Source organism: Tsukamurella sp. II2bb, from assembly GCF_057815145.1.
In genome coordinates this window covers 1,104,981-1,123,924 of the sequence record NZ_JBYPZI010000001.1, presented here as the reverse complement: position 1 = coordinate 1,123,924, position 18,944 = coordinate 1,104,981, and the positions used below count along the sequence as shown (strand labels likewise).

Below are 18,944 nucleotides of genomic sequence, written 5' to 3'. Positions count from 1 at the left end.
ATCGAGCGCGTGACAGCGGACGCCAGCTCCCAGTCCGTGCTCCTCGTCGAGGACGACAGCCGGGTTCGCACCGTCGTGTCGTGGCAGCTCGAAGCCGACGGCTATATCGTGCGCGAGGCGGGGGACGGCAACACCGCGATGCGCCTGCTCGCGGCGCACGAGTTCGATCTGCTCGTGCTCGACCTCTCGCTTCCCGGACTCACCGGGCTCGACATTCTCCGTCGGCTCCGCACGGGAGAGAACGACATCCCCGTCGTCGTGCTGTCCGGCCGGAACAGTGAGGGGGATCGGATACTCGGTCTCGACCTCGGAGCCGACGACTACCTCGTGAAACCGTTCTCGACCGGCGAACTCGCCGCGCGCGTCCGATCGGTACTGCGCCGGTCCGGTCATCGCCGGGCGCCGGCCCCGTTCACCGTCGACGTGGCGGCAACCGGCCTCCACATCGACGGTGCCGCCCGCCAGGTCACGATCGACGGCAAGCCCGTCCACCTGACCGCCCGCGAGTTCGACCTGCTGGTCTTCCTCGCCGAACATCCGCGACGGGTCTATTCGCGCGCACAGCTCCTCGAACTCGTGTGGTCCAGTTCGTCGGGGTGGCAGAGCGAGGCGACCGTGACCGAACACATGCACCGCTTGCGGCACAAGCTCGGCGCCGACTTCATCGTCACCGTCCGGGGTGTCGGATACCGCTGGGCGCCATGACCATCGCACAGTCGCGTCTGTCCGACGCCGACGTCACCGCGCTCCTCGACGGGCAGAGCCGCCTTCTCGAACAACTCGCGCTCGGCGCGGAACTGCCGGGGGTCCTCGCCGGGATCGCGTCCACGCTCGAGGAGTTGCTCCCGGGGAGTCACTGCTCGATCCTGCTCGCCGATACCGAACGCGGCACGCTGCACCACGGAGCCGCGCCGACGCTGCCGCGGGCGTTCGCGGAGGGGATCGACGGTCTCGTGATCGGCCCCGACGCCGGGTCCTGCGGAACCGCGGCGCACCTGGTGAGGCCGGTCGTCGCGGTCGACGTCGACACCGATCCCCGCTGGGAGCGATTCCGGGCGCTGGCTGCGGCGCACGGGCTCCGGGCGTGCTGGTCCACACCGATCACCGGACGATCCGGGCTGTCCGGAACGTTCGCCGTCTACCATCGTGCACCGCATGTCCCGACCCGGCGCGAGACGCTGCTGGTGCACCGGCTCACCCACCTGACGTCGGTGGCGATCGACTACGACGCCGCTGAGGCGGCGCGCCGGGGCCGCGCCGAGGCCGACATCGCCCGCTCCGCAGCGGAATCCGCCAGCCGCGCCAAGACCGACTTCCTCACCGCGCTCAGCCACGAGCTGCGTACCCCGCTGCAGACGATCACCGGCTTCGCCGAACTGCTCCGCACACTGGACCTCACGGCCACCCGCCGCACCGAGGCGCTGGGCCACATCGAGGCGGCCGCCGGGCACATCCTCGAGATGGTCGACGAGGTCCTCGACATCGCTCGGATCGAGTCCAAGACACTGCTTCTCGACACCACCGACTTCCCCCTCGACTCCGTGCTGTCCGCCGTCACCGGGATGACCGAACCGATGGCGGATGCGGAGCGGGTCACCGTCACCGTCGTGCACCGCGGGGAGCCGGCCGTCGTCCGGGCGGACGAACGCCGCTGCCGGCAGGTGCTTCTCAACCTCGTGACCAACGCCATCCGCTACAACCGCCCCGGCGGCACGGTCACCGTCACGTACGACACGAGCGAGGCGGAGGCCGTGATCGCGGTGAGCGACTCCGGTCACGGCATACCTCCCGACCTCATCACCCGGATCTTCGTGCCGTTCGACCGGATCGGCGCGGAATCGGAGGAGGGGGTCGGGCTCGGGCTTCCGCTGGCCCGAGGGCTCGCGGAAGCCATGCGCGGGACGCTGCGGATCCAGAGCACCGTCGGGGAGGGCACCCTCGCGACCCTGACGCTGCCGCTGGCCCCGCAGCAGTCCCGGTCATGCCCTACTGCACGCTGAACCCGCCGTCGATGGTGAGCATGGAACCCGTCGCCCAGCGCGACTCGCCGCAGGCCAGGAACATGGTCGCGTTCGCGACGTCGTCCGCCGTGCCGAGTTCGGGCCACGGCGTCTTGGCGTGCAGCGCCGCGTTCAACTCCGGATCGTCCAGGAACGGCCGGACCATGGCAGTCGCGAGGTAGCCCGGGCACACGGCGTTGATGTTGATGCGTTCGGCCGCGAAGTCCACCGCGAGCTGCCGCGTGAGATTGACGACGGCGCCCTTGGCAGTGCAGTATCCGGGCTCCGCCGCGAGGCCGACCAGACCACCGATCGACGCGATGTTGACGATGCGGCCGCGCGCGCCCTCCACCGGTTCCTGCGTGAGCATCTGCCGGATGGCGAACTTGCTCCCCAGCCACACGCTCTTGGCGTTGACCCGCATCGTGCGGTCGAACTCCTCCTCGGTCTCGTCGACGATCGTCTTGAGCCCGGTGAAGATCCCGGCGTTGTTCACCATCACGTCGATGCGGCCGAAAGCATCGACCGCGGCGGAGATCAGGTTCTCCATCGCGGCGTAGTCCCCCGCGTCGGTCTCGACGTAGAGGGACTTCCCACCGCTGTTCGCGATGACCTGGTCGGTCGTGATGTGCCCGTCCTCCTCGTATCCCCCGGCGAGGGCTTCGCGGCGGATGTCCGAGCAGACCACGGTGGCTCCCTCGGCAGCGGCCGCGACGGCGATCGCACGGCCGTTCCCGGAACTGGACCCGGTGACGACCACTACTCGATTGTCAAGCCTGCTTCCCATGAGAAATCCTTTCGATCTGTAAAAAAGAGATGAAATGGTGGGTAGGTCACGCGAGATGTTCGACGAACCAGTCCCGCGCCGTTCCACTGGACTCCGCGAATCCGTTGGTGTAGATATCGAAATGTCCGCCCTCCTGGATTTCCAGACGCTTGGGTGAACGAGCGCGCTCGAACGCCTCAATGGCGAGGTCGGTAGGCGTGAGAACATCGCCGGCTGCCGGCATCAGCAGCAGCGGGGTGGGACTGATCCGCTCGATGAAGTCAGTGGGAACGTAATCACCGAGCATCTCGACGCTGCGCAGCGTCACCTCGTTCCTCCAATTCGGAGCGGATTTCGCGCTCTCCGTGAACCACTGGTACGAGTCGGGCGTCGGGAGCGCCGAGGGGGCGAGCGGGTCCTCGTCGATCACGGGCACCATCGCGGGTGCCTCTCCCGCGTACCGTGCGGCCCGGTCGGCGTCGAACTGCTCGCGGAAGCCTGCGAGGAAGTCGGGCCGGACCAGCCGCCGCAGGTTCTGGAAGCCGTCCACCAGCGGCCCCTGGCTCACGACCGCCTTGACCCGGCGGTCGATCGCGGCCACGACCAGCACGTGCCCGCCCGAGAAGCTGGTTCCCCACACGCCGATCCGGTCGCGATCGACCGTGTCGAGGGTGCGCGCATAGGTGATCGCATTGCGATAGTCGGCGATCTGGCCCCACGGATCGATCTCCTGACGCGGCTGCCCGTCGCTGTCCCCGAGGTTGCGGAAATCGAACACCAGGACGTTCAGGCCCGCGGCGGAGAACACCTCGGCGTACCTGTCCAGATACTGTTCCTTCACTGCGGAGAACCCGTGCGCCATGACGATGGTCGGGCGCGCGGACCTATCCGAGACCCCGTCGTAGAACCATCCCCGAACAGTGACGCCTTCCGAATCGAATTCGACATCCCGACGTTGCATGATTGATTCCTTCATTCTCGTGACTGCGATGAGCCCGAGCCTTTCCCAGTACCAGGGAGCAGCGGGGCGTGATTCGATCATGCTGGAATCGAGGAGCCGCGGATTGAAGATGAGCGCCACGTTGTAGAACGGGCGGGTCAGGTTTCTTCCGACGTTTACGAGGAATGCGCCGCCCGGAAATCGCTCGGGGAGCATCCGTAGGTGGCCTTGAATGTTCTGCTGAGATGGCTCGCGTCGGAGAAGCCCCACTTGCTCGCGATCGCGGCGACCGGACTGGTGGTGTTCACCAGGTCGCCACGGGCGTGCACGAGACGCCGGATCCTGATCACGTCGCACACGGACTGCCCGGAGGAGTTGAACACCCGGTTCACCGTGCGGACCGACACGCTGTGCGCCTGCGCGATCGACCCGGGCGACAGATGCTTGTCCAACAGGTGACTCTCGATGTAGCGCCCCATGGCCTCGCGCAGTGCGACGCCGGCCGGGGCCGCGTGTTCCGGGGAATCCGGGCGCAGCGCGCCGACCAGGAGCTCGAGGGTCGCGTTCCGTGCAGCGGTGAGCGCCGACCGGCTGAGCAGCGGCAGGCTCTCGCTGAGCACTTCGAGGTACGAGACGAGCAGCCGGGTGGAAGCGGAGCCGCGCGCCAACGTGGCGCCGGACTTCGCCCAGGCGGACGCTCCGCACTCGTCGATCGCCGCGCGCGGAATGATCAGGCTCCGTTTCGACAGGCTCTGCCACACGGTGAACGACGCGGGCCGGGCACTGTCCCACGCGAGCATGTCGCCCTTCGACATCTCGGCCGTGATCCCGTTCTGGCTGACCGTCTCGCGTCCGCCACGGTTCATCAGGACGATGAAGTAGTCACCGTCGGTCGCGGCGATCTGGCGCCGGTTCCTGGTCCCAGACGAGGGATCGCACTCGCAGTCGACCAGCGCGAGATCGTCGATCCACCATCGCTTGATCGACGCCTCGAAGGGCATCGCCGCCTGGTCGGAGAGCTGCGTGGACCACGGCAGATGGGTTTCGGACAGGACAGTCTGCCACTGCTCGCCACTGCCATGCACTGCGAACTCATCGTTACGATCGCGCATTTCCGGAGCGACTCCTCGTCTGTGCCACGCATCGACGCGTCACCGTCGTACCAGGAGCAGGACCTCTCCCAGGGTACGTACAAGGGTCCCCGGTCGCGGCACAGAACGCATGAACATGCGGGCCACAGACGTGAACTACCGTGCCATCAGGCCTGCGACTCCTGGGCCTCCTGCGCCGGACGGACCGCGGGCAGCGGGAGCAGCAGCTGGCCGGGGGCACCGGCGGGGACGGCCGGGGACTTCGGCGCCGTCGGCGCGATGCGCTGGTACCCGGTGCCCTGCGCGGGGCGCGGGTCCGCCTCGCCCTTGTTCGGCCACAGCGCCGCGGCGCGCTCGGCCTGCGCCGCGATCGACAGCGACGGGTTGACGCCGAGGTTGGCGGAGATGGCGGCACCGTCGACGACGAACAGCGACGGGTAGTTGTGGATGCGGTGGTAGGGGTCGATGACGCCCGTCTCGGGGGTGTCCGAGATCGCCGCGCCGCCGAGGAAGTGCGCCGTCATCGGGACGTTGAAGATGTCGCCCCAGGTGCCGCCGGCGACGCCGTTCAGCTTCTCCGCGCCGATCCGCGCGGCCTCGTTGCCCGCGGGGATCCACGTGGGGTTCGGCGCGCCGTGGCCCTGCTTGGAGACCATCCGCCGCTTCTTCGAGCCGGGGATCTTCTTGGTGTACGTGGTGATCGAGTTGTCGAGGCTCTGCATCACCAGCAGGATCAGCACGCGCTGGCCCCAGTTCTTCTGGGTGAGCAGCAGCTTCAGGTCGGACGGCTTCTTCGCGAGGCCCTTGACGAACCCCGACAGCCGGGTGCGACCCGCGCCACCGTCGACCAGGAGGGTCTGGAGGAGGCCCATGGCGTTGCGGCCCGGCCCGTAACGGACGGGCTCGATGTGGGTGTCGGGGGTCGGGTAGAAGGAGCTGGTGATCGCGACGCCCTGCGAGAGGTCCTGATCCGGGTCGGCCTGCACACGGGCCGAACCGAGGATCGACTCGGAGTTCGTGCGGGTCAGGACGCCGAGCCGGTCCGAGAGCTTCGGCAGCGCGCCGGTGTCCTTGAGCGAGTGCAGCAGGGTCTGCGTTCCCCAGGTGCCGGCCGCGAAGACCACGTTGTCGGCGGTGTAGACGGTCCGGTTCTTGCGCGCGACCGCACCGGTGCGCACCGTCGACACCTCCCAGACGCCCTTGCGCCCCTCGCGCAGCCCGGTCACCGTCGTCATCGGGATGAACCGCGCACCGCCGGCCTCGGCGAGGTGGATGTAGTTCTTCATCAGCGTGTTCTTCGCCCCGACGCGGCAGCCCGACATGCACTGACCGCACTCGGTGCAGCCCGTGCGGGCGGGCCCGGCGCCGCCGAAGAACGGGTCGGCATCGGTGCGGCCGGGCTGGTTGAAGTACACGCCGACCGGCGTCGCGGTGAAGGTGTCCGCGACGCCCATCTCCTCCGCGATCTGCTTGATCACCCGGTCCGACGGGGTCTCATGCGGGTTCTTGACCACGCCCAGCATGCGCCGAGCCTGGTCGTAGTACGGCGTGAGCTCGTCGTCCCAGTCGGTGATGTGCCGCCACTGCGGGTCGTTGAAGAACGGCGCCGGCGGCTTGTAGAGCGTGTTGGCGTAGTTCAGCGAGCCGCCACCCACGCCCGCTCCGGCGAGGACGACGGCGTCATTGAGCAGGTGGATCCGCTGAATGCCGTACAGGCCCAGCTTCGGCGCCCAGACGAACTTCTTGAGGTTCCACGTCGACTCGGCGAAGTCCTCGTCCTCGAACCGCTGGCCGGCCTCGAGCACGCCGACGCGATATCCCTTCTCGGTCAGGCGCAGCGCCGTGACGCTTCCGCCGAACCCGGAGCCGATCACGAGCACGTCGAAGTGATCGCCCGACTTCTGCTTGACTGCCTTGGCCATCTGGCACCCCTCACCCGTCCGCGACGGACAGCTATCACCGGGTCGCGCGGCTGACGCGCCCTACTGACGGGTAACGTTACTACTAAATCTCACTCAATACAGGCCTCAAGGTCAGTAAGCGACGTTGAGCCCGACCTTCTGGAACTCCTTGAGCTCGCTGTACCCGGCCTTCGCCATCGACCGCCGCAGGCCGCCGACCAGGTTCAGCTGGCCGTTGGGCTCCGTCGACGGCCCGGTGAGGATGGTGCGCAACGACGGCGCGGCACCGGTGGGCGCCTCCTCGCCGGCGTCGAGCCCACCGAGCTGCGCGGGCGCGACCGCGCCGCGCGGCATCGACGGGTGCGCCGCCACCGACGGCCAGTACCAGCCCTGACCCGGTGCCTCCGCGGCGATCGCCAGCGGCGCGCCCAGCATCGTGGCGTCCGCGCCGCACGCGATCGCGCGGGCCACGTCGCCGGAGCTGTAGATGTCGCCGTCGGCGATCACGTGGACGTACCGGCCACCGGTCTCGTCGAGGTAGTCCCGACGGGCCGCCGCCGCGTCCGCGATCGCCGTCGCCATCGGGACGCCGATGCCGAGCACCTCGCGCGTGGTGGTGGCGCCCTCCGCCGAGCCGTAGCCGACGATGACGCCCGCCGCGCCCGTGCGCATCAGGTGCAGTGCGGTGCGGTGATCGCTCACGCCGCCGGCGACCACCGGCACATCCAGATCACCGATGAAGGTCTTGAGGTTGAGCGGCTCGCCCGCCGAGCCCTCGGCCGAGACGTGCTCGGCGGAGATGATCGTGCCGTGGATCACCAGAAGGTCGATACCGGCCTTGACCAGCACCGGCGTCAGCTCGCGGGCGCGCTGCGGCGAGACCCGCACCGCCACCGTCACCCCGGCGTCCCGCACCCGGCCGACGGCCGCGGCCAGCAGCTCCGGGTCGAGCGGCGCGGCGTGCAGCTCCTGCAGGCGGCGGATGGCCGCGATGCCGGTGATGTCGCCCGCGGCCAGCTCGACAACCTGCTCGAGCTGGGCCTCCGCGTCGCGATGCCGGGAGAACAGGCCCTCCGCGTTGAGCACACCCAGACCGCCCAGCTTGCCGAGCTCGATCGCGAAGTCCGGCGAGCCGATCGCATCCGTGGGGTGCGAGAGGATCGGGGTGTCGAAGCGGTACGCGTCGAGCTGCCAGGCCGTTGACACCTCCTTCGAGGAGCGGGTACGCCGCGACGGGACGATGTTCACGTCCTGCAGCTCGTAGGTGCGCCGGGCCGTGCGGCCCATGCCGATCTCAACCATGTCGCGCAACGCGCTCAGTCCTTCCGATTCCGGAGCCTGCGCCCCGAATGTGCCTGGTCAGCGGGTGTCTAGCGCGTGGTGTAGTTCGGCGCCTCGACCGTCATCGTGATGTCGTGCGGATGCGATTCTTTCAGACCCGCTGCGGTGATCTGCACGAACTGGGCACGGTTGAGGTCCGCGATGGTCTGGCTGCCGGTGTAGCCCATGGCCGCGCGGAGGCCGCCCGTGAGCTGATGGATCACCGAGCTGAGCGGGCCGCGGAAGGGCACGCGGCCCTCGATGCCCTCGGGGACCAGCTTGTCCTCGGAGAGCACGTCGTCCTGGAAGTAGCGGTCCTTGGAGTAGGACTTGCCCTGGCCGCGGCCCTGCATGGCGCCGAGGCTGCCCATGCCGCGGTAGCTCTTGAACTGCTTCCCGCCGACGAGGATCAGCTCCCCCGGCGACTCGGCGGTGCCGGCGAGCAGCGAGCCGAGCATCGCGGTCGACGCGCCGGCCGCGAGGGCCTTCGCCACGTCGCCCGAGAACTGCAGGCCTCCGTCGGCGATGACGGGGACGCCGGCCGGCGCGCAGGCCGCCGTCGCCTCGAGGATGGCGGTGATCTGGGGGGCGCCGACGCCCGCGACCACGCGGGTGGTGCAGATCGAGCCGGGGCCGACGCCCACCTTGACGCCGTCGACGCCGGCCGCCACCAGCGCCGCCGCACCGCTGCGGGTCGCGACGTTGCCGCCGATCAGCTGCACGTCGTTGCCGATCTCGTGCTTGAGCTTCTCGATCATGTTGAGCACGCCGCTCGAGTGGCCGTGCGCCGAATCGACGACCAGCACGTCGACGCCGGCATCGCGCAGCGCCATCGCGCGCTCCCACGCCTCGTCGCCCGCGCCCACCGCGGCACCGACGAGGAGGCGGCCGTCGGAGTCCTTCGTGGCGTTCGGGTGCTGCTCGGTCTTGACGAAGTCCTTGACCGTGATCAGACCGGTCAGCCGGCCGCTGCCGTCGACGATCGGGAGCTTCTCGATCTTGTGCCGCCGGAGCAGGCCCAGCGCGGCCTCGGCCGTGACGCCCTCCTGCGCGGTGATCAGCGGCGCCTTGGTCATGACCTCGGCGACGGGGCGGTCCAGGTCCACCTCGAAGCGCATGTCACGGTTGGTGATGATGCCGACGAGGGTGCCCTTCTCGTCGGTCACGGGCAGGCCGGAGATGCGGAACCGGGCGCACATCTCGTCGACCTCGCGGAGCGTGTTCGACGGGCTGCAGGTGACCGGATCGGTGACCATCCCGGCCTCGGAGCGCTTGACCGTCTCGACCTGCTGCGCCTGCGCCTCGATCGAGAGGTTCCGGTGCAGCACGCCCATGCCGCCGTTGCGGGCCATCGCGATGGCCATCCGGGATTCGGTGACGGTGTCCATGGCGGAGCTGATGAGCGGAACCTTCAGCGAGATCTCGCGGGTGAGCCTGGTCGAGATGTCGACCCCGGACGGGATCACGTCGGAAGCGGCGGGAACGAGGAGCACGTCGTCGAAGGTGAGACCGAGCATCGCGACCTTGGCGGGGTCGTCGCCCCCGATGAAAACGTTGCCGGATGCGGGCGCGGAAGATGCGGAGCGCGTCATGTATCCATGGTACGCGGCGGATTCCCGCGCCCGTACGGCGCGTGTGACTGGCCTTCCGCGGCCGGTACTGCGTACCGTGGAGGCGTGCGCAACAATCTTCCCCCCGGCCTCCCGCCGGACCCGTTCGCCGACGATCCGAGCGATCCCACGGCCGCTCTGGACTCACTCGACCCCGGCCAGCCCCTCGACCCCGCAGAGCGACTCGCGGTCGAGGAGGACCTGGCCGATCTCTCCGTGTACGAGGCACTCCTCGCGCACCGCGGCGTCCGCGGGCTCGTGATCTGCTGCGACGACTGCCAGGAGGACCACTACCACGACTGGGACATGCTGCGCGCGAACCTGCTGCAGCTGCTGGTCGACGGCACCGTCCGGCCGCACGAGCCGGCCTACGATCCCGCTCCCGACGCCTACGTCACCTGGGACTACTGTCGCGGCTACGCCGACGCGGCGATGAACCTCGCGGGCGAAGAGTAGGCGCAGGCGAGAAGCGGTCACCGAGCCGGCGCGCCCCGGACACGACGAAGGCCCCCACCGTGCGGTGGGGGCCTTCGTCGTCGAGTCATCCCGCCGGCGCGGGAAGCACGACCCCGCTCAGCGCGCGGCGTCCGTGGTCGTGACGGTGGTCGTCGTCGTCCGGGTCCGCGTCGTCGTGGTCGTCGGCTCCGTCGTGGTCGTCGGGACGGTGGTGGTCGTGGTGACGGTAGTGGTAGTCGTCGGCACCGTCGTCGTGGTGGTGGGCACCGTCGTCGTCGGCGTGGTGGGCCGCGGCGTCGTCGGGCGCGTGGTCGGCACCGTCGGCGTCGTCGGGATCGTGACCGTGGGCCCCGACGGCGTGGTCGGCACCGAGGGCGACGGCACCGTCGAGGTCGGCGGCGTCGAGGTGGGCAGGTCCGTGGACCCGACCGGCAGCCCGGCGAGCGCCTCCGCGGCGCGGATCCGATCCTCCAGCGCGGCGCGGTCCTTACCGTTCTTGACCTTCGCGGCCTGCTGCCGCGCGCTGGCGAGGGCGGCCTGCGCCTGCGCCTGATCGTTGGAGCCGATCGCCTTGGTCGCGCTCTCGAGCTGCGCCTTCGCCTCGGAGGTGGCGACGGTCTGCGAGGCCGCGTCCGAGAAGACCACCTCCTTGACGCTCCACAGCGCGCCGTCGCCGGGGCTCGCGGAGTTCACCAGCACCGTGCCGCCGCCGAGGAGCGCGACCGCCGCGGCCGCCGCACCGGCCACCAGGGTGAACCGGCGGCGGCGCGACGGGGCGTCGCCGATGGGCGTCGCCGCGTCGGCGTCGTCGCCCGACGGTGCCCCTCCCGCCGCGGGGGCCGGAGGAGGCATCGGACGGCCGGCCCGGGGCGGACCGAAGCCCCGCCCGCCACGGCCCGCCTCGGTGGCCGCGATCAGGTCGTCCAGAGAGGGCCCCGCGGTGATCGGGGTCGTCACGATCTCGTCACGCCAGTCCGCCAGGAGCGAGGCGAGGGCGAACTCCGCGTGGTCGGCGGTGTTCACGGCGCCGCCTGCGGCGAGCGCCTCGATCAGTTCGTCGTCGTGGCGGACCGCGGCCACGTCGACGGGCGCGCCGTCGTCGACGACGCGGTCGACGAAGCCGGTGTCATCGGCACCGATACCGCGCCGAGCGCCGGGGCGCATGGGTCGCATCGGGGGTCCCAGGCGGTGAGCGGCCGTGCGCTCGGGATCGCGCGGATCGAAGCGACCGTCGCCGTTGCCCCGCCTGTTGTCGTCATCAGCCATGTCGGTTCTCACCTTCTTTCGCGATCTGGTTCTTCAACTTGGTCAGCGCGCGGTGCTGCGCCACCCGGACGGCACCGGCGGTGCCGCCCACGGCCTCCGCGGTCTCCTCGGCCGAGAGGCCGACGACCACCCGGAGGATCAGGATCTCGCGCTGTTTGTCCGGGAGCGTGCTCAGCAGGCGGGCCATGTCACGGCTCGCCTCGGAGGCGAGCGCGTGACTTTCCGGTCCGCCGTCGAGCGACGCTCTCTCCGGAATCTCGTCGACGGGGTCGGATTTGTTACGCGAGGCGCTGCGGAAGCCGTCCGCGACCTTGTGCGCGGCGATGCCGTACACGAACGCCATGAACGGGCGTCCCTGGTCCTCGTAACGGGGCAGAGCCGTCATCACAGCCATGCACACCTCCTGCGCAAGATCCTCAGCCGACAGCGAATGCCGCTCGCCACCGCCGACCCGCGCGCGGCAGTACCGCACGACGAGCGGGCGGATGGTGTCGAGGACATCGGCGAGCGCAGACCGGTCACCGCGCGCTGCTTCGCGCACAGCCCCGTCGAGCTCCTCACCTGTCAGATTCATCGCCAGCCTGCATTCCGCCGTTACATCCCTGCCAGATCCGCACCGTCACGGATCCAATCCGCCTCCAGGGCAGCCGCGATCGTCGCCATGGCCGCCCTCTCCCCCTCTCCCGACGAGCCGGTCAAGATTCGTGCACCGGCCCACCTTAGTGGACTCAGCGCCGCGCCCGTGGCCACCTGGTAGGCCTTCGTGGCAAGTTCCTCGCCGCGTCCGCGGTCTCCGGACGCCATCGCCGCGGCCCCCGCGATGAGGAGGGTCTTGGCGTGATGACGAGGGCGCGCCTCCCCCGGATCGGCCTCCAACAGCGCCGTGACCGCCGCGGCCGCCCCGTCGGCATCGCCGGAGTAGACGGCGAGTTCCGCGGCGACCCAGTCGCGGCGCAGGCGCGCCCGGGGCACCGTCCACCAGGGGGCGGGTACCGCTCGGTCCGCGTCCACCGGCTCGGCCCCGTTCCCCTGGAGTTCGAGCCGCTCGTCGGCCCGCGCCAGCAGCCGAGCGCTCAGCGCATACCGCGTCCTTCCCAGGGCGTCCGCGGCGAGCCCCACCGTCGCGTCGACCGCCAGGGCCACCGTCAGATCCGATGCGGGTTCCTCCGAATGCGCGATCGCAAGCGACAGTGCCGCACCGTCGAACCCGCTCGCCGCGCGGTGGCGCCCGGACTGGCGCAGCATCGAAGCCTCCAGACAACGCGCCGCCGAGGCGAAGGGACCGTCGGCGATGCGCGCGGTGAGCGCTCGGGCGGCGGCGAACCGCCCGGACCCCGCGAGCGCCACGGCCCGCAACCACGCCCGCCCCGCGGGTCGATCGAGACACCCCGGCGGACCGCAGTCCGCCCCGAAAGCCCGGCGAAGGAGGTCCGCCGTGAGTGTGCCCGCGTGTCCGGTTTCCAAAGATTTAACCTTCCGTATTTTGCAGTAGCGACATTGATCCGAAGGCCACGTTCGGCGGCGCGGGTGTCGACGACGCGTACCTCGATTCCCGCATTCGGGCCTCCCGGGAAGGCTACATCGAAACGGCGTACGACAATACGAAACATGCCTCGACCTGCATGGTTCCACCGGTCGCGCCGGCGCCCGTGATCGCAATGCCGGACGCACGCCGCCGCCCCTTTGATGAACACGATGTTAATTCTCACTGTGATCGAATCCCCTCGGGGATTCCTCCGAACGGGTTGACCTTCGCCTAGCGAAATGCTTACGGTGAAGGCGCGAGAGGAACAAAGACGTTTCCACGCCCGCGAGCCCGCCGAGTGTTTGGAGAATGCGCATGCCTCAACCCAACGAACTGCCCGGTCCCAACACCGATTTCTGGGACTGGCAGATGCATGGCGTGTGCCGCGGCGTGGACAGCTCGGTCTTCTTCCATCCCGACGGAGAACGCGGCCGGGCCCGGGCGCAGCGGGAGCGGCGCGCCAAGGAACTGTGCCGTTCGTGCCCCGTCCTCACGCAGTGCCGCACGCACGCGCTCGCGGTCGCCGAGCCCTACGGCATCTGGGGCGGCCTGTCGGAATCGGAGCGCGCCGCCCTTACCTCGAAGGCGCGGGTCAAGCCGAGCCGCATCGCGGGCTGACCCGCGGAACGCCGAAGCGCCCCCGACCTCGGGTCGGGGGCGCTTTCGTACTTCGCGGTGGCGTCGAGCGCTAGTGCGCGTGGCCCGCGTGCGCGTCCGCGGGCTCCTCAGCCGGCTTGTCGACGACGGTGGCCTCGGTGGTGAGGATCATCCGCGCCACCGACGCGGCGTTCACCACGGCGCTGCGGGTGACCTTCACCGGGTCGATGACACCGTCGGCGATCAGGTCGCCGAAGGCCAGCGTCGCGGCGTTGAAGCCCTTGCCGGTCTCGGTCACCTGGTTGACGATGACCGCGCCGTCCTCGCCCGCGTTGGTGGCGATCCAGAACAGCGGGGCGGTCAGTGCGCGACGGAACGCGCGCACGCCCAGCTTGAAGTCGCCCTCGGCGCCGTCCTCGAGGTCGGCCAGCTGCGCGCTGACCTTGACCAGGGCGGTGCCGCCGCCGGAGACGATGCCCTCCTCGACCGCGGCGCGCGCGGCGGAGACGGCGTCCTCGACGCGGTGCTTGCGCTCCTTGAGCTCGGTCTCGGTGTGCGCGCCGACGCGGATCACGGCCACGCCGCCGGCCAGCTTCGCGAGGCGCTCGGAGAGCTTCTCGCGGTCCCAGTCGGAGTCGCTCTTCTCGATCTCGGCCTTGATCTGCGCCGCGCGCTGCTTGACGTCCTCCGAGGTGCCGCCACCGTCGACGATGGTGGTGGTGTCCTTGGTCACCTCGACGCGCCGGGCGCTGCCCAGCAGGTCGATGCCCGCCGTGGCCAGCGTGATGCCGAGGTCGGGGTTGATGACGGTGCCGCCGGTGACGATGGCGAGGTCCTCGAGGAAGGCCTTGCGGCGATCACCGAAGAACGGCGCCTTCACGGCGACGGCGCGGATGGTCTTGCGCAGGGTGTTGAGCACCAGGGTCGACAGGGGCTCGCCCTCGACGTCCTCGGCGACGATGAGCACCGGCTTGCCGGTCTCGAGGATCTTCTCGAGCAGCGGCAGGAAGTCCGGCAGCGAGGTGATCTTGTCGCGGACCAGCAGCACCAGGGCGTCGTCGAAGACGACCTTGCGCTCCTCGAGATCGGTGACGAAGTTCGGGGAGATGTAGCCCTTGTCGAACTGCACGCCCTCGGTCACGACCACGTCGGTCTCGATGCCCGAGCTCTCCTCGACCGTCACGACGCCGTCGGCGCCGACCTTGGTCATCGCCGAGCCGATCATCGTGCCCAGTTCCTCGTCGCGCGAGCTGACGGTCGCGACCTGCGCGATCGCCCGCTCCCCGTCGACGGGGGTGGCCTGTGCGATGAGGATCTCGGAGGCCTTGTCGGCGGCCGCGCCGATGCCCTTGCCGAACTCGATCGGGTTGGCGCCGGCCGCGACGTTGCGCAGGCCCTCCTTGACGATCGCCTGTGCGAGCACGGTGGCGGTCGTGGTGCCGTCGCCGGCGATGTCGTTGGTCTTGGTGGCGACCGACTTGACCAGCTGGGCGCCCAGGTTCTCGACCGGGTCCTCCAGCTCGATCTCCTTGGCGATGGTGACGCCGTCGTTCGTGACGACGGGGCCGCCGAAGGCCTTCGCGAGCACCACGTGGCGGCCACGGGGGCCGAGGGTGACCTTGACGGCGTCGGCGAGCTCGTCGACACCGGCCTCCAGGCTGCGGCGCGCCGACTCGTCGAATGCGATTTGCTTAGCCATGTTTCAAAGCTCCTAAGCTCTGCGGAAACGGCCGGACCGCCCCGACCCGCTGTATCCCAGGGGCGGAGCGGTCCGGAATTCGCACGTGTGCGCCGTTACTTGCCGATGACGGCGAGGACGTCGCGCGCGGAGAGCACCAGGTACTCCTCGCCGTTGTAGTTGAACTCGGTGCCGCCGTACTTGCTGAACAGCACGGTGTCGCCCTCGTTGATCCCGGTGGGGACCCGGTTGCCCTGCTCGGTCACGCGACCCTCGCCCACGGCGACGACGGTGCCGGTCTGCGGCTTCTCCTTGGCGGTGTCCGGGATGACCAGACCCGACGCGGTGGTGGTCTCGGCCTCGGCGGCCTTGACCAGGATCTTGTCGTCAAGCGGCTTGATGTTCACGCTCGCCACAGTTCGCCTCCATGTGTGGAAAATCTTCTTCTCATGTTTGAGTGGCCCGAAAGTCACAGCCGTCGTCGCGGGTGCCGGCGTCACCTGTGCGTCCGGGTGTCACCCCGTCCGCACGAACCACTTAGCACTCTACCGATGGGAGTGCTAGCACTCAAGGGCGGTCCTACACACGCCGATCGGTGGGAGTGATACGAATCAGTGGAGGGACCGGTACTGCGCGAGGTGCGGCGCCCGCTCCAGGGCCTCCTCGATCCGCTCGTCCCGCCGGCCCGCGGCGCGGTCGAGCCGGCGGCGGGTCGCCTCGTCCATCGGGTAGAAGGCCTCGAGAACGAGGCTCTCGAGCACCACGTCGTGCGGGGCGCCGAACGTGGTGAGGGTGCTGACGAAGGCGAGCTCGGCGCCGTCGACGTCCCGCATCCGGAACGGCACGAAGACGCCGGGTGCGGGATCGGGTTCGACGGTGCCCGCGGGCGCCGGGTAGCCGCTCAGCTCGCGGTACAGGTCACGGAGCCGGGGGTCGGCGGTGCGCTCGTGGCTGCGCCGCACCCTGGCGAGCACGGAATCGCGCACCTGCGCGTGGTCGAGCAGGCGCGGCGCGAGACCGTCGGGGTGCAGCGTGAGCCGCATGACGTTGAGCGGCGCAGCCAGCAGTGCCGCGTCGACGCCCGTGACGAACAGCACGGCCCCGGCGTTCGCCGTCACCAGATCGAATCCCGCGCCGAGAACCAGGGCGGGATAGGGCTCGTGGGCGGCGAGGACCGTCTCGAGCGCCGCGCGCACGGGCCGCATGGGCGCGTCGTCCAGGCCGTGCGCGGTGTACACCGGCGCGAACCCGCCGGCCAGCAGCGCCTCGTTGCGCGCGCCGAGCGGCATGTCGAGCTGCTCCCCCAGCGCGGCCACGAGGCGCCGGCTCGGTCGCGCGCGACCGGTCTCGACGAAGCTCAGGTGGCGGGCGGAGACGCCGACCGCCAGCGCGACGTCGAGCTGGGTCCGGCGGCGCCGCAGTCGCCAGTCCCGGATCATCTCGCCGCACGTCACGGTCTCGACGCTAGCGCCGGTCGGTAGGCGATCGCATTACCTCGTAGGTAATCGACGCCCGATCCACCCACCACGAGACTCGTCGGTATGACGACCACGATCACCACCTCCGACCGGCTCTCGCCCGCCTTCACCGCGATGGCGGTGGGCCGCATCGCCTGGGGCACCGCCGCGGTGCTCGCTCCGCGGACCAACCTCCGGGTCGCGGGTGCCCCGTCGCCGGGCGCACCCCACACCGACTACCTGATCGGAGTGTTCGGTGTTCGGGCCCTCGCGATCGGGCTCGGCTACGTCACCGGCGACGCCCGCGCCCGGGCCCGCTGGCGCCGCCTCGGCCTGCTCATCGATGTGGTCGACACCGTGAACGGGCTGGCCCGATTCGCGGCCGCCCACGACGCCGAGTCGCGCCGCGCCGGTCGCCGGATGATGGCGATCACCGGCGCGTACGCGACGATCGGGCTGGCGGACGCCGCCGCCGGGGTCCTGCGATCCCGTCAGGCGGCGCGACGCGGGCGGTCGGACCGGGCCGCGTAGGCGGCGCCGACTCCGAGGAGGGTGACGCCCACCAGCAGGAACGCGATCACCCGCACGGCGCCGTCGAGGGCGGCGAGGTCGAACAGGAAGAGCTTCGCGACCGCGCCGCCGATCAGCACGAGCCCGGCGACGCTCCCCGCCGCTCCCCACTGCCGGCGCCGCTGCAGCAACAGGTACGCACCGGTGGCGATCCAGGCGACGGTCGCGAGGCCGTGGCCCCAGCGCGCGCCCTCCGCGCCGCCGAGCGCCCAGCCGACGTTCGCGAGCAGCGCGGTGGCCGCGCCGAGCGCCGCGACGCCGCAGATCACACCGACGAGGCTCCGGGATTCCGCGGACACCCGCGGCACCACGCGCCACGCGGTGACCACCGCGAGGACGAGTGCGAGGAGGGCGGCCGCGAGGGCCGGAAGGCCGCCCGCGCCGCGGCGGGCCGCCTCGTCGAGCAGGGTCACCGTCTGCCCGTACTCCACGAGCGCCAGGACGAGGCCCACGCCGCCCAGCGCCGCGCCGGCCCAGCAGGCCGACGGTTCGCGGCCGGCGGCGACGAGCGCGCCGATTCCGAGCGCGAGCACGACGGCGGGCAGCGAGGCCGCGGGCACGGTGATCACCGCGCCGATCAGGGCCGCGAAGGCCGCGAGCCCGAACCAGACGGCGCGGACCGACGGTGCCGTACCGGGCAGCAACCCGAGGGCCACCGTCGACGCGACGAGCGCGAGGGCACCGGCGGCCGCCGCCCAGGCCGGGGCGACGTTCAGCGCGAGCAGCACGGGCAGCACGGCGACCACGCCCGCGGCCAGGAGCGGCCGGCACCGTCCGGCCCGGGCCTGCGCGTCCGCGGCGGCCAGCAGGCCGACCACCGCGCCGAGCACCGTGCCGCCGAGGATCGGCAGCGCATCGGCCGAGCCCGCCCCGAGCGCGAGCACCGCGAGGGTGAGCGACGTACCGGCGGAGCGGACGACGTGCAGCCACGGCCACGCGGCCGGACGGGAGACGCCGATCGAGGCGATCGCGAGGATCAGGGTGAAGCCGCCCAGCAGGTAGGCGTTGTCGGCCAGCGGCGGTGCGAGCGCGTAGACCGGCGCGAACAGCGCCACGCCGAGCCACTGGCTGCGCCAGCGCGCGGCGAGCCCGAGCCCGCCGAGGGCGATCAGCCCGGAGAGGGTGAGGCCCACGACCGGCGGCACCCACTCGTAGATCCCCGTCACCGCGACGGTGTCGAGGTAGGCGGCGGCGATGCCGGTGGCCGCGAGGGCCGCGGCCCCGACCCCGCCGCCCGGGCGCCGGTGCAGCCACAGGGCCGACCCGAGCAGGCCCGCGGCGAGGGTCGCGCCGAGCCCGACCCGGACCGCGGGGCCGAGCAGCCCGGCCTGCGCCGCCAGGACCAGGAGCAGCGCGACGCCGATCAGTGTCACGAGGACGCCGGCCCCCGCGAGCACCCGCCCGATGGTGAGAACGGGCGGGCGCGGAGGGCCGGCGGGAACGGGTGCCGGGCGCATCGCCGGCGGGAAGGGCTGCGCCGCGGGCGGCGCGGGCCGGGGGTGCGGCGCGGGCCGGGCCTGCGGGACGGGCCCGGCCTGCGCCGGCGCGGTCCGGGCCGCGGCAGCCATGAGGACGGGCGCCACGGCGCCCTGCACCGCGGGGTTCCGAGCCCCGGGGCCCTGGATCGCACCGAGCTCGGCCTGCATCCACTGCAGCCGCCGGACGGTGATGTCGAGTTCGGTGGCGAGACGGGCGATCCGGAGATCGGTCTGCGAGGTCGTCTGTGACATACCCCTACGCTGCCGCGCCTCAGTGCGGCGCGGCAGC

At 70.9% G+C, this 18,944-nt stretch carries 18 protein-coding genes; 5 read left to right on the top strand and 13 right to left on the bottom strand.

Annotated elements, in window-relative coordinates:
* Positions 1–9: 9 nt before the first annotated feature.
* Positions 10–705: a response regulator transcription factor gene (locus AC21LY_RS05895; protein WP_489045371.1), complete on the top strand. Its 696-nt coding sequence runs from the start codon at positions 10–12 to the stop codon at positions 703–705.
* Positions 702–2,000, top strand: a complete 1,299-nt coding sequence (locus AC21LY_RS05890) for a GAF domain-containing sensor histidine kinase (protein WP_489045370.1) — start codon at positions 702–704, stop codon at positions 1,998–2,000. Before AC21LY_RS05895 ends, AC21LY_RS05890 begins: the two co-directional genes overlap by 4 nt.
* On the opposite strand, the gene AC21LY_RS05885 is transcribed toward AC21LY_RS05890, so the two are convergent.
* The 6 genes from AC21LY_RS05885 to guaB all read right to left on the bottom strand — a co-directional run bounded on the left by AC21LY_RS05885 (position 1,987) and on the right by guaB (position 9,610).
* Positions 1,987–2,787, bottom strand: coding sequence for an SDR family NAD(P)-dependent oxidoreductase (locus AC21LY_RS05885; RefSeq protein WP_489045369.1), 801 nt, complete (start codon positions 2,785–2,787; stop codon positions 1,987–1,989). The two genes, AC21LY_RS05890 and AC21LY_RS05885, sit on opposite strands and share 14 nt — an antisense overlap.
* A 46-nt stretch (positions 2,788–2,833) precedes the next feature.
* A complete protein-coding gene (locus AC21LY_RS05880) occupies positions 2,834–3,922 on the bottom strand; it encodes an alpha/beta hydrolase (RefSeq protein ID WP_489045368.1) in 1,089 nt (362 codons plus the stop codon).
* The gene (locus AC21LY_RS05875) at positions 3,883–4,818 is read right to left on the bottom strand and encodes a helix-turn-helix domain-containing protein (RefSeq protein WP_489045367.1); all 936 of its coding nucleotides are present in this window, start codon (positions 4,816–4,818) and stop codon (positions 3,883–3,885) included. The genes AC21LY_RS05880 and AC21LY_RS05875 overlap by 40 nt, the downstream gene beginning before the upstream one ends.
* Before the next feature lie 146 nt (positions 4,819–4,964).
* Positions 4,965–6,719 carry an FAD-dependent oxidoreductase gene (locus AC21LY_RS05870; RefSeq protein WP_489045366.1) on the bottom strand — a complete coding sequence of 585 codons (1,755 nt, stop codon included), beginning with the start codon at positions 6,717–6,719 and terminating at the stop codon, positions 4,965–4,967.
* A 111-nt stretch (positions 6,720–6,830) separates the two neighbouring features.
* Positions 6,831–8,009 carry a GuaB3 family IMP dehydrogenase-related protein gene (locus tag AC21LY_RS05865; protein WP_489045365.1) on the bottom strand — a complete coding sequence of 393 codons (1,179 nt, stop codon included), beginning with the start codon at positions 8,007–8,009 and terminating at the stop codon, positions 6,831–6,833.
* 59 nt (positions 8,010–8,068) lie between these two features.
* Positions 8,069–9,610 carry an IMP dehydrogenase gene (gene guaB / locus AC21LY_RS05860; RefSeq protein WP_489045364.1) on the bottom strand — a complete coding sequence of 514 codons (1,542 nt, stop codon included), beginning with the start codon at positions 9,608–9,610 and terminating at the stop codon, positions 8,069–8,071.
* An 84-nt stretch (positions 9,611–9,694) separates the two neighbouring features.
* Here guaB and AC21LY_RS05855 point away from each other — a divergent pair, with 84 nt between their 5' ends.
* Complete coding sequence (locus AC21LY_RS05855; protein WP_068528661.1) at positions 9,695–10,084, top strand: DUF5319 domain-containing protein; 390 nt, start codon at positions 9,695–9,697, stop codon at positions 10,082–10,084.
* 117 nt (positions 10,085–10,201) lie between these two features.
* Here AC21LY_RS05855 and AC21LY_RS05850 read toward each other — a convergent pair whose 3' ends face one another.
* Genes AC21LY_RS05850 through AC21LY_RS05840 form a run of 3 tightly spaced genes read right to left on the bottom strand, consistent with a single transcriptional unit; the run spans position 10,202 to position 12,697 of the window.
* On the bottom strand, positions 10,202–11,350 hold the full coding sequence (locus tag AC21LY_RS05850) for an anti-sigma-D factor RsdA (protein ID WP_489045363.1): 1,149 nt from the start codon (positions 11,348–11,350) through the stop codon (positions 10,202–10,204).
* Positions 11,343–11,924, bottom strand: coding sequence for a sigma-70 family RNA polymerase sigma factor (locus tag AC21LY_RS05845; RefSeq protein WP_489045362.1), 582 nt, complete (start codon positions 11,922–11,924; stop codon positions 11,343–11,345). The genes AC21LY_RS05850 and AC21LY_RS05845 overlap by 8 nt, the downstream gene beginning before the upstream one ends.
* Positions 11,925–11,944: 20 nt before the next feature.
* A complete protein-coding gene (locus tag AC21LY_RS05840) occupies positions 11,945–12,697 on the bottom strand; it encodes a hypothetical protein (protein WP_489045361.1) in 753 nt (250 codons plus the stop codon).
* A 493-nt stretch (positions 12,698–13,190) separates the two neighbouring features.
* On the opposite strand from AC21LY_RS05840, the gene AC21LY_RS05835 reads away from it, so the two are divergent.
* Entirely contained in the window at positions 13,191–13,493 is a 303-nt protein-coding gene (locus AC21LY_RS05835; protein ID WP_489045360.1) for a WhiB family transcriptional regulator, read from the top strand.
* A gap of 70 nt (positions 13,494–13,563) precedes the next feature.
* Here AC21LY_RS05835 and groL read toward each other — a convergent pair whose 3' ends face one another.
* The 3 genes from groL to AC21LY_RS05820 all read right to left on the bottom strand — a co-directional run bounded on the left by groL (position 13,564) and on the right by AC21LY_RS05820 (position 16,604).
* Positions 13,564–15,171: a chaperonin GroEL gene (groL, locus tag AC21LY_RS05830; RefSeq protein ID WP_489045359.1), complete on the bottom strand. Its 1,608-nt coding sequence runs from the start codon at positions 15,169–15,171 to the stop codon at positions 13,564–13,566.
* A 95-nt stretch (positions 15,172–15,266) separates the two neighbouring features.
* A complete protein-coding gene (gene groES / locus AC21LY_RS05825) occupies positions 15,267–15,566 on the bottom strand; it encodes a co-chaperone GroES (RefSeq protein ID WP_489045358.1) in 300 nt (99 codons plus the stop codon).
* A gap of 195 nt (positions 15,567–15,761) precedes the next feature.
* Positions 15,762–16,604: a helix-turn-helix domain-containing protein gene (locus AC21LY_RS05820; RefSeq protein ID WP_489045357.1), complete on the bottom strand. Its 843-nt coding sequence runs from the start codon at positions 16,602–16,604 to the stop codon at positions 15,762–15,764.
* Between the two features lie 87 nt (positions 16,605–16,691).
* Between AC21LY_RS05820 and AC21LY_RS05815 the strand changes: the two genes are divergently transcribed.
* Complete coding sequence (locus AC21LY_RS05815; protein WP_489045356.1) at positions 16,692–17,138, top strand: hypothetical protein; 447 nt, start codon at positions 16,692–16,694, stop codon at positions 17,136–17,138.
* Here the strand turns inward: AC21LY_RS05815 and AC21LY_RS05810 are convergent.
* Positions 17,099–18,907, bottom strand: a complete 1,809-nt coding sequence (locus tag AC21LY_RS05810; RefSeq protein ID WP_489045355.1) for a DUF2339 domain-containing protein — start codon at positions 18,905–18,907, stop codon at positions 17,099–17,101. The two genes, AC21LY_RS05815 and AC21LY_RS05810, sit on opposite strands and share 40 nt — an antisense overlap.
* Between the last annotated feature and the right edge of the window lie 37 nt (positions 18,908–18,944).